This window comes from Sciscionella sediminilitoris (assembly GCF_000737195.2).
GTDB classification, from domain to species: domain Bacteria; phylum Actinomycetota; class Actinomycetes; order Mycobacteriales; family Pseudonocardiaceae; genus Sciscionella; species Sciscionella sediminilitoris.
The window spans coordinates 300,601-314,041 of record NZ_JALM01000009.1 but is presented as its reverse complement, the minus strand read 5'-3'; the positions used below and the strand labels follow the sequence as shown (position 1 = coordinate 314,041).

General features: G+C 68.4%; 16 protein-coding genes. 10 read left to right on the top strand and 6 right to left on the bottom strand.

Annotated features, from left to right (window positions below; all coding sequences use genetic code 11):
- Positions 1–906, top strand: a 906-nt coding sequence (locus AD72_RS04745; protein WP_031465152.1) for a cytochrome P450, incomplete at its 5' end; no start/stop codon positions are given.
- 37 nt (positions 907–943) lie between these two features.
- Here AD72_RS04745 and AD72_RS04740 read toward each other — a convergent pair.
- Genes AD72_RS04740 through AD72_RS04730 form a run of 3 tightly spaced genes read right to left on the bottom strand, consistent with a single transcriptional unit; the run spans position 944 to position 2,924 of the window.
- Entirely contained in the window at positions 944–1,813 is an 870-nt protein-coding gene (locus AD72_RS04740; protein WP_031465151.1) for a LysR family transcriptional regulator, read from the bottom strand.
- A 24-nt stretch (positions 1,814–1,837) separates the two neighbouring features.
- Entirely contained in the window at positions 1,838–2,152 is a 315-nt protein-coding gene (locus AD72_RS04735; RefSeq protein ID WP_031465150.1) for a nuclear transport factor 2 family protein, read from the bottom strand.
- 16 nt (positions 2,153–2,168) lie between these two features.
- Entirely contained in the window at positions 2,169–2,924 is a 756-nt protein-coding gene (locus AD72_RS04730) for an SDR family oxidoreductase (RefSeq protein WP_031465149.1), read from the bottom strand.
- A 127-nt stretch (positions 2,925–3,051) separates the two neighbouring features.
- On the opposite strand from AD72_RS04730, the gene AD72_RS04725 reads away from it, so the two are divergent.
- From AD72_RS04725 to AD72_RS04705, 5 genes are all read left to right on the top strand, one after another.
- Positions 3,052–4,113, top strand: coding sequence for a nucleoside hydrolase (locus AD72_RS04725; protein ID WP_197284873.1), 1,062 nt, complete (start codon positions 3,052–3,054; stop codon positions 4,111–4,113).
- Between the two features lie 74 nt (positions 4,114–4,187).
- A complete protein-coding gene (locus AD72_RS04720; RefSeq protein WP_031465147.1) occupies positions 4,188–4,736 on the top strand; it encodes an RNA polymerase sigma factor in 549 nt (182 codons plus the stop codon).
- Positions 4,737–4,750: 14 nt separating this feature from the next.
- Positions 4,751–5,230 carry a peroxiredoxin family protein gene (locus AD72_RS04715; RefSeq protein ID WP_031465146.1) on the top strand — a complete coding sequence of 160 codons (480 nt, stop codon included), beginning with the start codon at positions 4,751–4,753 and terminating at the stop codon, positions 5,228–5,230.
- Between the two features lie 42 nt (positions 5,231–5,272).
- Entirely contained in the window at positions 5,273–6,295 is a 1,023-nt protein-coding gene (locus AD72_RS04710) for an NADPH:quinone reductase (protein ID WP_031465145.1), read from the top strand.
- Positions 6,296–6,335: 40 nt separating this feature from the next.
- A complete protein-coding gene (locus AD72_RS04705) occupies positions 6,336–6,611 on the top strand; it encodes a muconolactone Delta-isomerase (protein ID WP_031465144.1) in 276 nt (91 codons plus the stop codon).
- Here AD72_RS04705 and AD72_RS04700 read toward each other — a convergent pair.
- Both AD72_RS04700 and AD72_RS04695 read right to left on the bottom strand, forming a co-directional pair.
- Positions 6,608–7,453, bottom strand: coding sequence for an aldo/keto reductase (locus AD72_RS04700; RefSeq protein WP_031465143.1), 846 nt, complete (start codon positions 7,451–7,453; stop codon positions 6,608–6,610). The two genes, AD72_RS04705 and AD72_RS04700, sit on opposite strands and share 4 nt — an antisense overlap.
- Positions 7,454–7,555: 102 nt before the next feature.
- Complete coding sequence (locus tag AD72_RS04695; protein ID WP_031465142.1) at positions 7,556–8,425, bottom strand: lipase family alpha/beta hydrolase; 870 nt, start codon at positions 8,423–8,425, stop codon at positions 7,556–7,558.
- Positions 8,426–8,546: 121 nt separating this feature from the next.
- Between AD72_RS04695 and AD72_RS04690 the strand changes: the two genes are divergently transcribed.
- Positions 8,547–9,185, top strand: coding sequence for a TetR/AcrR family transcriptional regulator (locus tag AD72_RS04690; protein WP_031465141.1), 639 nt, complete (start codon positions 8,547–8,549; stop codon positions 9,183–9,185).
- A gap of 160 nt (positions 9,186–9,345) precedes the next feature.
- Here AD72_RS04690 and AD72_RS04685 read toward each other — a convergent pair whose 3' ends face one another.
- Positions 9,346–10,197 (bottom strand): MurR/RpiR family transcriptional regulator, encoded by an 852-nt coding sequence (locus AD72_RS04685; RefSeq protein ID WP_037344799.1) that lies wholly within the window; start codon positions 10,195–10,197, stop codon positions 9,346–9,348.
- Between the two features lie 68 nt (positions 10,198–10,265).
- Here AD72_RS04685 and AD72_RS04680 point away from each other — a divergent pair, with 68 nt between their 5' ends.
- The 3 genes from AD72_RS04680 (at position 10,266) to AD72_RS04670 (ending at position 13,417) form a co-directional block, all read left to right on the top strand.
- A complete protein-coding gene (locus AD72_RS04680) occupies positions 10,266–11,501 on the top strand; it encodes a diaminopimelate decarboxylase family protein (RefSeq protein ID WP_082468761.1) in 1,236 nt (411 codons plus the stop codon).
- A gap of 14 nt (positions 11,502–11,515) precedes the next feature.
- Entirely contained in the window at positions 11,516–12,439 is a 924-nt protein-coding gene (locus AD72_RS04675; RefSeq protein ID WP_031465138.1) for a LysR family transcriptional regulator, read from the top strand.
- Between the two features lie 333 nt (positions 12,440–12,772).
- Complete coding sequence (locus AD72_RS04670; protein WP_031465137.1) at positions 12,773–13,417, top strand: LysM peptidoglycan-binding domain-containing protein; 645 nt, start codon at positions 12,773–12,775, stop codon at positions 13,415–13,417.
- Positions 13,418–13,441 lie beyond the last annotated feature (24 nt).

Here is a 13,441-nt window from a genome sequence, read left to right as displayed (position 1 = left end):
CGACTGCTCACCCCGGCGTTCTCGGCGCGGCGAATGAACGACCTGGCCACGTTGATCACCACGCTCGTGCGGGAGTCGATCGAGGAGATGACCGGCGGCGCGGAACATGGTACGGCCGATCTGCAGCGGCACATCTCGATGCCGTTGCCGGTGTTCGTGATCTGCCGGCTGCTCGGGGTCCCGTTCGCCGACCGGTACTACTTCAAGGACCTCTCCACCCGGCTGGCGACGCTGACCGGACAGGATCCGGGGATCGCCTACGCGGAGCTGCGCGAGTACGTCGGCCGGATCGCGGAGGCGAAACGAACCGATCCGGGCGAGGATCTGATCTCCGATCTGGTCGCGGCGCAGCAGGAGTATCCCGAGTACCTCACCGGGGAACAGCTCACCGGGATCGTGGCCGGGCTGCTGTTCGCGGGGCACGAGACCACGCTGAACGCGATCAGCTACGGCACCCTGGCGCTGCTGAGCAACCCGGCCGCGAAGCAGCGGCTGATCGCGCATCCGGAGACCGTCGACGAGGTGGTCGAGGAAATCCTGCGGCTCAACGCGTCCGGGGGAATCGGGATCCTGCGCTACGCTCACGCCGATATCCAGGTCGGCGAGCAGCTGATCCGCCGGGGCGAGGCGGTGATCCTGTACAGCGCGCTCGTCGACCGCGATCCGCGCGCCTTCGCGGACGCGGAACGGTTCGCGCCCGCGAAGCGCGCGGACACGCACCTCGGCTTCGGCCACGGCGGCTACTTCTGCATCGGTGCGAGCCTGGCCCGGCTGGAACTGCGCGGCGTGTTCGGTCAGCTGTTCCGCCGGTTGCCCACGCTCGCCCTCGCCGCCGGGCCCGAAGAACTCACCCCGCGCGATGAGCGCCTCACCGGAGGGATCGAGCGGCTTCCGGTGTCCTGGTGAACCCGGTGTCCGGGGAACCCCGGCGCCCTGGTCAATCTCAGCGAGCGAGCAGGAACGCGTCCCGTAGCTCGTTGGTGATGTGCGGGGACCAGAGCGCGTGCAGCGGGGCGTGCAGTGCCGGGCGCAGTTCGAGCACCCTGCTCTTGCCGCCCGCGGCCGGTCCCGGTGGCGCAGTGACGAAGGCGACGTGTCCGGTGCCGATCACCGCGGTCACCGGCGGGGTGCCCTGGATGGGATTGCGGGTGTACCGGGGTTCGAATCCGGCCCGGCGGCACTGATCGAGCAGGAAATCGGTGTACCCGGAGTTGCCCGGCCGCCCCCACCCCATGATCGGTTCCCCGGCCAGCTCGGCGAGCTCCACGTACTCCCGCCCGGCCAGGTGGTGCTCGGCCGCGACGGCGACACCGAGCCGGTCGTGGCCGAGCGTTTCCCGCGCGATCCCTTGTGGTGGCGGCATGCCACGGCAGAGACCGATGTCCAGCTTTCCGGTGTACAGCTCATCGAGCAGCTGCGCTGGATAGCGCTGGAACACCTCGGTGTTGCCCAGTTCCTGTTCGCTGAGCCGGGACCGGAGCAGCTCGGCGATCTCCTCCCCGGTCACCGCGGGCGTGTGCCCGATCCGCAGCGGTTCGGTCTCCTCCCGGCCGATCCGCCGTGCCCGTTCGAGGGCGGCGCGCACCAGTCCGTGCAATACGCGCGCGTCCTCGATCAGCGCCTGCCCCGCGGGAAGGGCGGTGACCCCGCCCGGATCGCGGGCCAGCAGCGGCACTCCGACCTCACGTTCGAAGGACCGGATCGAAGTGCTCAACGCCTGCTGCGAGAGATGCAGCCGGCTCGCGGCCTTGGTGAAGCTGCCCTCCTCGGCCACGGCGACGAGCTGGTCCAGTTTCCGTAGGTCGATGCCCATGTCCGCCAGGGTAGGCCGGGCCGCTCAGGCCTGGCCGGTCTCGAACCGGGTGATCTTCCCGTCCGCGACGGTGAACCGCCACCGGGTGCGCATGCTGCCCCAGGTGGAGTTCGTGAACTCGGCGATCAGGCCGAGCCCACCGTCCGATTCGGACTCCACATCCATCCGGCCGTCCGCGTCGAAGATCTCCCCGTCCACCCAGGACCGCAGGTCCCGGTCGGTGCCGTCATCGGACATCGTGGCACCCGCACCCAGCAGCGCGTCGAACGCGGCACGGTCACCGGAGTTGATGGCCTCGACGAAGGCCCGTACGGTCGGTTCACTCGGTTGCACTGTCATGGTTCCCTCCCTGGAATCAGCGGGTGGTGTAGCCGCCGTTGGCGAAGATGGTCTGCCCGGTGATCCACCAGCCCTCGGTGGCGAGGAACCTGGTCAGCGCGGCGATGTCCTCGATCTGGGTCAGCTGGTTTCCGAGCGCCTGGGACTTGTGGAATTCTACGCGTTCCGGGGTTTCCTGCGGGTAGAAGAACGGCGTGTCCATCGGTCCGGGCGCGATGTTGGTGACCGAGATGCCGCGCTCGGCGAACTCCTTGGACGCGGCCCTGGTGAAGTGCTCCAGCGGGGCCTTGCCGCCCGCGTAGGTGGAGTAGCCGTCGGTGTAGGCGGCGAGCAGCGAGGTCACCAGGCTGATGATCTTGCCGTTGTCGTTGATCCGGCGCCCGGCCTCCTGCAGGAAGAAGTACGCGGCCTTGGCGTTGATCGCCAGCATGGTGTCGTACTCCTGCTCGGTGGTCTCCAGGATCGGCTTGCGCAGCACCATCCCGGTGGTGTTCACCGCGACATCCACCCCGGAGAACTCGTCAACCGCGGCGTCGAACAGCCGGCGCACATCGCCGACCTTGGTGAGGTCGCCCTGCACCGTGATGGCCTTCGAACCCGCCGCGCGCACGGCTTCCGCGGTCTTCTCCGCGTCCACCGCCGAGGCGTCCCCGTGGTAGTGGATCACCAGGTTCGCGCCCTGCTCGGCGAAACTGGTGCTGATCAGCCCGCCGAGGTTCTTCGCTCCCCCGGCGACGACCGCGACCTTGTCCCGAAGCGTGTGCTCAGTCATGTTTCTCCCTCTCTCGTTGTCGTGCCACCGACGCTAGGCGCAGTGCGCGGGCGCGGGGAAACACAAAGATCGGGTCGGCCGACAAGTTCGGTGGATAGCGGCAGCTCAGCACCACTAGGCTCGGGTCATGACCGAAGAAGGTGGCGACCCGGCGTGCTGGCTGTCCTCGGTCTGCCCGGAGTGCGGCCGGTTCGCCGGGGAACAATCCTGCCCGTACTGCTCGGCGGAATCCGTGACCCCGCTGGTGATCGACACCGATACCGCGCAGGACGACTGTGTCGCGCTGCTGACCGGGCTGCTCGATCCGGCGGCGGAACTGCGCGCGGTGACCATGGTCGCGGGCAATGTCGGGTTCGAGCACCAGGTGCGCAATGCCTATCTGACCGCCAATGTGGCCGGGCGGCTCGGCGAGGTCCCGATCCACCTCGGCTGCCGCCGCCCGCTGGTGCGCCCCTGGGAGGGCGCGGAGAACGTGCACGGGGACGGGGCCGGTGGCCTGCGCATGGATCTGAGCGGGCACGAGCCGAGCAGTGAACATGCGGTGGACGCGCTGATCCGGCTGGCCGCCGAGCACCAGGGCGAACTGGCGATCCTCGCGATCGGGCCGCTGACCAACATCGCCACCGCGGCGATCAAGGATCCGGAATTCGCGGGCAATGTCCGGACCCTGTACGTGATGGGCGGATCCAACAACGGTCGCGGCAACATCACCGCGGCCGCCGAGTTCAATTTCTATGTCGATCCCGAGGCGGCGAAGACCGTGTTCGCCGCGGGATTCGAGATCGTGGTCGTGCCCTGGGCCCCGCTCACCCTGGAACGCGCGGTGTTCGATCAGCCCAGGCTCGACGAGCTCGCCGCGCTCGGCACCCCGCTCTCCCGGTTCTTCGACCGGATCTGCGCCACCACCCTGGAATTCGATCGCAGCGTGGGCATCGACGGCACCACCCATCCCGATTCGCTGACCGCGGCCGTATTGCTGCATCCCGAACTGGTCACCCGCAGCGCCCGGTACCACGTGGACGTGGAGACGGCGGGCGAACTCACCCGCGGTTACGCGGCCATGTCCTGGGGCGTACACGGGATGGAACCCAATGCCACGGTGATCGAGGATGTGGACGGCGAAGCCTTCTTCGCGCACATCAGGGCCCTGCTGGCCACTCCGACCACCCTGAACCGGGAACTGAGCTGAATCCTTTCTCCCCCGCGCGGACTCTTATAGGGGCCGGAACACACCGGCACTGAAGGAGAGAGGAGGTGCACGCCATGGCCGAACCGGGCTGGCCGAGGGAATCGCTGATCGCCGCCGCGCAGGACGGGGACCCCGCCGCTATCAGCACCCTGGTTTCGGGCTCGCATCCGCACGTGCACCGGTTCGCGCGCACGCTGTGCGCATCCCCCGAGGACGCGGAGGATTCCGCGCAGGAAGCGCTGATCATCCTGTACCGCAAGATCGGCTCGCTGCGCGCGACCGGTGCGCTCGCCTCGTGGATGTTCCGGATCGTGCGCAACGAATGCCTGCGCCGGGCGCGCCGGGCATGGCGCGCCGAGGAGCTTTCCGGCCCGGAAACCCGCATGTCGGCGGAGGAGGACGTCCTGCACCGGCTGGAGGCACAGCGGGTGGCCGCCGCGGTCGCCGAGCTGCCCGCCGAACAGCGCCGCGTGCTGATCATGCGGGACGTCCAGGGCTATCCGGGCCACGCGGTCGCCGCCGCACTCGGACTGAGCACGCCCGCGATGAAATCCCGGCTGCACCGCGCACGGGCCGCGGTGCGGGAACGACTGCAGGACCCGGGCCTGCCACACCACGACTGACGAAGGAGAAACCCGTGCTGGAAACCGGATCCACCGCCCCGGCCCTCGAACTCGAGAACACCGAAGGAAAACCTGTACACCTCACCGACTTCCAGGGCACCGAGAACGTGCTGCTCTACTTCCTGCGCTCGACCACCTGCCCGGTATGCAACCGGCACGTCAAGGACCTCGCCGGGCGCGCGGACGAGCTGAGCGCCGCGGGCGTGCGCGTCCTGCTCGTGGTGCCCGAGGGCCGTACCGAAGCCGGTGCCTGGCGGGCGAAACGCAAGCCACCGTTCCCCGTGGTCACCGGAAGGCGCGGCACCCCGCACGAGGCGGTCGGGCTGCCGAAGAAGGTGTTCGGCACCCTCCAGCAGTCCGGGAGCCTGCTGATCGACCGGAGCGGGATCGTCCGCCACGCGCACGCGGCGACCATGCCCACCAACGGTTATGACCGAAAGGGGATCGAGCAGGCCATCGCCGGGCTGGCGAGGAATGAAACCGGTACACGCTGAGTTACCTCTTCCGTTGCCCCCCCCTGACGGAAGAGGTGTTTCATGCGCGCGGTCGTCCACGAACGCACGGGCGGTCCCGAAGTACTCCGGCTCGCCGAACGGCCCGTTCCGGATGTGCCCGCGGGCCATGTCCGGGTACGGGTACACGTGTCCGGGGTGAACCCCACCGACCTGCGCAGCCGCAGCGGCCAGTCCTCGGGGATGAAGTTCGCCGAGCAGATCCCCCATCAGGACGGTGCGGGCGTGGTGGACGCGATCGCCGCGGATGTGACCGGATTCGAAGCCGGGCAGCGGGTGTGGCTCTGGGATGCGGCGTTCGGCAGGCCGGCGGGCACCGCGGCGGAGTACGTCGTCCTGCCCGCGGAACACGTGATTCCGCTGCCGGACGGGGCGAGCTTCGAACTCGGCGCCTCACTCGGCATTCCCGCGCTGACCGCGCACCACGCGCTCACCTCGGGGACGCACCGGCTCGCCCCCGGCGTGCTGGCCGGGACCACGGTCCTGGTGCACGGCGGGGCGGGCGCGGTCGGGCACGCCGCGATCCAGCTGGCCAGGTGGGCGGGCGCGCACGTGCTCAGCACGGTCAGCAGCAAGGACAAGGCCCGGCTCGCCGCGGCCGCCGGGGCCCACCACGTGATCGACTACCGCGCCGAGGATGTGCCCGCGCGCATCGCCGAGCTCGCCCCCGATGGCGTGCACCGCATCGTCGAGGTGGATCTCGCGGCCAATCTCGCCACGGACACCGCGGTGCTCGCGAACGGCGGCAGCATCAACGTCTACACCTTCCGGCCGGATGAACTGCTCCCGATCCCCTCGCTGGAGCTGCTCGTCAAGAACGCCCGGCTGGGCTTCACCTACACCTACACGGTCGACACCGCCGCGAAGGAGGACGCGCTCGCCGCGGTCACCGCCGCCGTCGCGGACGGGGTCATGGGCGTCGGCACCGAGCACGGGCTGCCGCTCGGACGCTACGAGCTCACCGAGGCCCCGGCCGCGCACGCCGCACTGGAGCAGGGCTTCGTCGGGAAGGTGCTCATCTCGGTGGTGCCCGCAACGGAAGCGTAGACTCCTTCGATGTTCGTCGAATATCGAAGGAGGAGTCCGCATGGAGTTCCTGGTCCGCGTCGATGCCTCGCGCGCCTACGAGTTGCCCGAGAAGGAGCGCGCCGACCTGATCGAGCGGGAACGCGCCCGTGGCCGTGAGCTGCTCGCGGACGGCACGATCCAACGGTTCTGGCGCGTTCCCGGGCGCCGCGGCAATGTCGGCATCTGGTCCACCCCCGATGCCGACACGCTCGCCACGGTGCTCGCCGAGCTGCCGGTCTTTCCCTACGCAGACATCGAGGTCACCCCGCTCGCCACGCATCCGATGATGCGCTAGTCGAGCCCGTCCAGGCGCGCGAAGGTGGCCGCGTCCAGCCGGATCTTCCCGGCAGCCAGATTCGCCTCCAGGTGTGCGGGGTTCGCGGTGCCCGGGATGAGCAGGGTGTTCTCGTACTCGGCGAGCAGCCAGGCGAGGGCGATCTGCGCCGGGGTCGCGCCGAGTTCGGTGGCCACAGCCCGCACCTCGGGATGCTCGGTGACCTTCGGCTGACCGGGAAACGCGGAGCCGAGCGGGAAGAACGGCACCCACGGGATTTCGTTCTCCCGGCAGATCCGCAGTAGTTCGGCGCTCTCCCGGTACAGCAGACTGTGCGCGTTCTGCACGCAGGCGATTCCGGCCGGAAGGGCGGCGCGCAGCCGTTCGGCGTCCACGGCACTGAGCCCGATCGCGCCGATCTTCCCCTCCGTGCGCAGGGCGATGAGTTCGGCGAGCTGGTCCTCGATGTCCACCCGCTGATCCCCCTCGGCGACCACGCCGGGCCACACATCCATCCGGCGCAGATTCACCACGGGCAACTGCTCGATGCCCAGACTGGCGAGGTTGGCCTCCACGCCCGCGCGCAACTGCTCCGGCTTCTGCGCCGAAACGAGATCACCGCGATGTTCCGCACCGACCTTGCTCACCAGCACCAGATCCTCGGGATACGGATGCAATGCCGTGCGGATCAGCGCGTTGACCGCACCATCGCCGTAGAACTCGGCGGTGTCGATGTGGTTCACCCCGTGGTCCACCGCCTTGTGCAGTACCTCGGCGTCCTGCGCACCCAGCTGCATCGCGCCGAACCCGACCCGGGCCACCCGCCGACCGGCGAGCAGCGCCGTTCCACCTGGACTGTCCATCTCCGCACTCTCCTGACCACAGACGAAGCGGAGGATCCTCCGCTCTACTCAGGTTAGCAGAACTGGAGGATCCTCCGCTTCAGTCGTGGTGCGCGGTCGGCCTCAGATGCCGAACCCGGGGAACGGCGTGCACTTCGGCGGACCGGCGTGTGCCGGATCCAGGGATCGCTTGATCTCGTCGAGCACGTTCGGATCGATCGCCTGCCCGATATGTCCGGCCGCATCGCTCGGACACCGGTCCTGCAGCACCACATTGGTGCTGTTGGGTGCGTCGATCAGGCCGCTGGTGTACGGCGTGACCACCTCGTCGATCTTGCTGACGATATTGGTGTACGTCGGCCCGGGGACCGCGATCCCGCCCTTGCCGAGATCCGCCAGGAACCGCGAACCGGGAAGGAAGTCGTAGCAGGCACCGCAACCGATGTCCGCGAGCGGTTTGTCGATACCGAGCTTCTTGGCGAGCGTGCCGAGCCCGTGCAGCGTGGTCCCCCGGTAGTTGGCACCGAACCCGACGTAGCGCTTCACCTTGGCCGCGCCACCGAGCATTTTCATGTAGTAGGCGGGGACGGTGCTCCCCTCCGAGTGGCCGACCAGGTCGACCTTCTCGGCACCGGTCTGTTCCCGGATCCGGTCCACGTACTGACCGAGCGCCCCGGCACTGCCCGCGAGCGGATCGAGTCCGCCGATGAACGGGCCGAGCGGTCCAGCCCCGTAGGTCGTGGAGAACACGCAGTACCCGGCACTGGAGAGCGCGGGCGCGATCGTGGCGAAATTGACCCGGTCATTGGCGAACATGCCGTGCACGAGGATGACCGGTTCCGGGTGTTCGGCACTGGGTTTGCAGTCGTTGTCGTTCCATCCCGAGGAACGCGGCCCGGACTGTTGTGCCGCGTCCGCCGAAACCGTGCCGGCGAGGACCGCTGCGAGGCACAGCACCAGGACGGCACCGAGACGTGCGAGACGAGCAAGCATCGCGGACTCCTTTGTTCGCGCTGACTGGGTCGGGCCAGTAGAACACGATGTCATGTTATGAACAAGAGCTCTTTTTCTTATTGCCCCGCACGGAGGAGGGGCAATCTCTAGGATCGGTGAGATGAGCACGACCAAGCGGAACACGCGCACGGTGCGCGGGCGGGATGCCGAGCAGCGAAGGGCACAACGGCACACCGACCTGCGGGCGGCGGCACTCGAACTGTTCGCGGACCAGGGCTACTACGGCACCTCGATCGAGGAGATCTGCCAGCGCGCCTATGTCGGCACCAAAGGGTTCTACGAGCTTTTCGAGAACAAGGAGGCTTGTTACCTCGACCTGTTCCGCCATGTCACGGCGAACCTCTTCGAGCAGGTGCGCGCCGGACTGGAGACCATGGCCGCGGACCGGTTGGCACTACCGGAGCTGATCGCCACGTTCACCCGCGGCCTCGTCGGCGATGTGCGGGTACTCAAGGTGGCCTTCGGCGAATCGGCGGCGATCTCGACCGCGGTGGAACGGGAACGCCGGAAGAACCGCCGCAACGCCGCCATCCTCGTGGAGGCCGCATGGCAGCGGGCCGGGGTGGAACTCGACAAGCACCGGACCCGGGTGGTCACGATCGGGCTGATCGGCGGCCTGTTCGACATCCTCGCCGATTGGCTGCACGAACAGGAACCGGACGATCCCGAAGACATCGAGGAGCTGACCTCCTGCATGATCGGCTTCCACGACACCGTGCTGCGCGGGCTCACCGGCTAGGGTGTGTCTGATGATCCTCTGCCGTCGCGAGCGGGAGGCAGCGTGGATGCATCGCAAGGCGGAGGATTGAGCCGCAGTAGGTTTCTGCGGTGATTGACGACAACGCAGCGAGGCGCCGCGCTGGCCCCGCGCAGCAGGCTACGGGATTGTCAGACGCGCCCTAACTCGTCCAGCCCTCGACGAGGTGCGCGCTCGTCTCGGTGAATTCGCGCATCCGGGCCTGTACATCCGGCGAGCGCTCGAGCACCCCGGAGACCAGTGCGTCCACCACGGCCATGGCGGGAATGATCGATTCGACGGCGGTCGGCACCGCGCTTCGCGAGGGCAGCACCACATCGGCGAGCTGAGCCACCGGCGACAGCGGCACATCACTGAACAGGATCAGCTTGCAGCCCCGCTGCTTGGCATCCGCGGCGAGCTGGCGGGTCATGCCCTCGTGCCGGGCGTAGTCGAACACGCACAGCACATCGCTGGCCTTGAGATCCACGAGCATGCCGACCCTGGTGCGCGGATCGGGCTCGATGTGCCTGGTGTCCTTGCGAACCTGTTGCAGCAGCGCGATGAACGCCTGCGCGAGCAGATCGCTGAACCAGCCGCCGACCGCGTACACCCGCCGCTTGCGGTCGGCGAGCAGTTCGATCGCGGCCTCGTACTGCCGCTCGGGCAGACCGGCGAGGGTGCTCGCGACGGCCTCGCTCAGCTCCCCGGCATAGGTACGCAGCCGCTGCCCCGGATCGCCCTGCCCGCTCGGGGTGTAGCGCTGATACATCTCGGCGGGCGAGGCGATCCGCCCGGATATCGTTCCCCGCAACACTTCCTGGAACTCGGCGTAGGTCTGGTGACCGAGCCTGCGCACGAACCGGATCACGGTCGGCGCGGTCACCCCGATCGCGCGGGCGAGTTCTCCCGACGAGGTCAGCCCGAAGGTCTCCGCGTTGTCCAGCAGCGCGATCGCCACCCGCTTCTCGGCAGGGGAGAACTCACCGAGCCGGGCGCGGATTTCCTCGAACACGCCTGATTCACTTGTAACAGGATCTTCGTTATCGCCGGATTTCTGCATGAAGTGATACAGTCTCTCTCGTGACGTCCTCTGTTCTGCCGGTGGCCAGCGTAGCCCCGGATCACTCGCCGTACCCGCAGCTCGCCGAGGCCGTCGGCACCCCGGCCTACGTACTCGACCCGGCCGCCATCGACGCCGCGGCCGATAGCGCCACCCAGGCGTTCGGCGAGCACTGGATCCGTTCGTACTCGCTCAAGGCGAATCCGCTCCCCGAGGTCGTTTCCCGGCTGCACGCCAGGGGCTGGGGCGCGAACGTGGTCTCACTCGGGGAATGGGAGGCCGCGCGCCGAGCCGGGGTACCGAACGCGGAGACCACCATGGAGGGCATCGGCAAGACCGATGCCGAACTGCGCGCGGCCATCGCGGCGGCCAGGGACGGGGATCCGCTGCGCTGGGTGAGCCTGGAAACTCTGGACGAGGCGCGCCGGTTCGCGCAACTGTGCGGGCCGGTCCCCCTGGATGTGCTGCTGCGGATCAATCCCGCGGTGCGCCCGGAAACCCATGCCGGGCTCGCGGTCGGCAGCGCGGAGAGCAAATTCGGCCTGCGCGGGGCGGAATTGCGCACCCTGCTCGACACGGATCCGTTCGCGGGCACCGGAATCCGGGTGCGCGGGGTGCACGTGCACGTGGGCTCGCAGCTCGGCGAGGTGACCGCGTGGCGGAACGGCGCGCACGCCGCGCTGGAGGCGCTCGATCTGGTACGGACCAAGCATTCCGGGGCGGACACGGTGGATTTCGGCGGCGGTTTCCCGGTCCTGGGCACCCCATCCGGCCCCGGCCCGTCGGCCGCGGATTTCGCCGCCGTGCTCACGGAACACGAGCTGCCCGCGCGGTGCGCCATCGAACCGGGAAGGGCCTTGGTCGCCGAGGCCGGAGCACTGCTCGCCTCGGTGCTGCACGTGCGCGATCTCGGCGGCACACAACAGGTCGTGCTGGACACCGGGATGACCGAACTCATCCGGCCCGCCCTCTACGGCGCCCGGCATCCGGTGCACGCACTCACCGCGCCGGACGCACCCGTACTCCCCACCGAGCTGCACGGCCCGGTCTGCGAATCCGCCGACCGGATCGGGCACTACGAACTGCCCGCGCTGCACCGGGGCGATCTGGTGCTCATCGGCATGGCCGGTGCCTACTCCTCGGCGCTGGAGACCACCTACAACGGACGGCCGCACGCGCCGAAGGTGTCGCTCGACCCGGAAACGGGTCCGCGGGTGGTACAGGACCGTGAACGGCTGGCCGCGCTGCGTTTCTGAGTCATAATCCGGCGATGTTGAGCAATGTGCGGTTGCGGGTCCTGCTCGAGGTGTTCCGCGCGGGCAGCATCGCGGGCGCGGCGCGCGAACTGGGACTCTCCCCGTCCGCGGTTTCGCACCAGCTGGCGAAACTCGAGCAGGAAACGGGTGTCGGCCTCGTCGAACGCGGCGCGCAGCGATTGCGGTTCACCGAGGCGGGCGCCCAGCTCGCCAGGCGTGCCCAGGAAGTGCTCGATCTGGTCGCCTCGGCCGAACAGGACCTGCGCGTGCAGGCGCGGGTGGACCAGGGGCGGCTGCGCATCGGGTTCTTCGGCTCGGCGGGCTACCGGCTGGTCCCGCTCGCCCTTTCCCGGTTCAGCGAACGACATCCGGGGGTGGAACTGGACCTGCGCCTCGGCCAGCCGCACGAGCTCCTCCCCGAACTGGCCGGCGGAACCCTCGATGCGCTCGTGGTCTTCGAGCACGCGCTGGAACCCCGGCACCTGCCCGATTCGGTCGAGGTGACCCCATTGCTCACCGAGCCGCAGATGCTCGTGGTCCCGCAAGGGCACCGGGTCGCGGGCCGGGCGAAGGTACGGCTTTCCGAACTGTCCGGGGAAGCGTGGATCACCACTTTCGGGGCGGACACCTCGGTCTCGGTGTTCGAACGCGCCTGCGCGGTCGCCGGATTCACCCCGCGGATCCGCTGCCGAAGCGACTACTACGACGTCACCATCGGACTCGTACGCGCCGGTCTCGGGGTCGCTGTCGTGCCCTGCCTCGGCATGCAGGACGCGGCCGGGGTGCACACCTGTGCGATCGAGAACCGGGGGCTGCAGCGCACGGTCGGAGTGGCGGTGCGGCCGACGAACCCGAACCCCGCATTGCGCCCGTTCACCGCGCACCTGCGAGCCAGCGCGGCCGCGATGCGCGACTCCCTGGAGCGGGTACTGCCCTGAACGGGCGCGATACCCTGTGATACGGGTCTCGCAAGCGATATCAAATCTCGAAACGGTAACTACTCGATTATCTTTCTATGACCAGGATAAATGTGCCAATCGCGTCATCCGTTTCACCGTTACCGTGACGACGGTTACATGGCCGGACCCCTTTCGTTTACCGATTCGTTGCGTACCGTCGCTTCTGGTCGGTCCGCGAGCAGCGGATACGACCCCGAGTGTCCAAGCGCCACCCCTGCCCGATGGACACTCGGAATAAACCCCGACCGATTGGCCGCTACCGGGCAGGGCGAGACGAAGCGCTCGATGGCGCGGTAGATGAATGAGCAGAATATGTCTACTCACCGCAAGCAGTCCTCCGTGGTCAAGCACATCGCCAAGATCGGCGTCGCCGCGGCCGTCATCGGCATCCCGGCACTCGCCACCTCGGTTCCGGCGAGCGCGACCAACTGGGACGCGGTCGCGCAGTGCGAGAGCGGCGGCAACTGGAGCACCAACACCGGCAACGGGTTCTCCGGCGGCCTGCAGTTCACCCCGAGCACCTGGCGCGCCAACGGCGGCTCCGGAAGCCCGCAGAGCGCCTCGCGTTCCGAGCAGATCCGGGTTGCCGAGAACGTGAAGGCTTCCCAGGGCATGGGTGCCTGGCCGAACTGCGGCAGCAAGGGCGGCAGCTCCTCGAGCAGCTCCAGCTCCTCCTCGAGCTACAAGAGCAGCCACAGCTCCTCCTACAGCAGCAGCAAGAAGTACAGCTCCGCCTCCAGCCACTCGAGCTCCAGCTCGAGCAAGGCCAAGACGAGCAGCACGGCCACCGTCAAGACCGGGCACGGCGACTACACCGTCGCCCCGGGCGACACCCTCTCCAAGATCGCCACGGAGAAGGGCGTCAAGGGCGGCTGGGCGCAGCTCTACAAGCTCAACAAGGACACGCTCAGCAACGCCAACACCTTGTTCCCCGGGCAGAAGCTCGAGACCAAGTAAGCGCGTTCTCGGTCCTGTAGTACG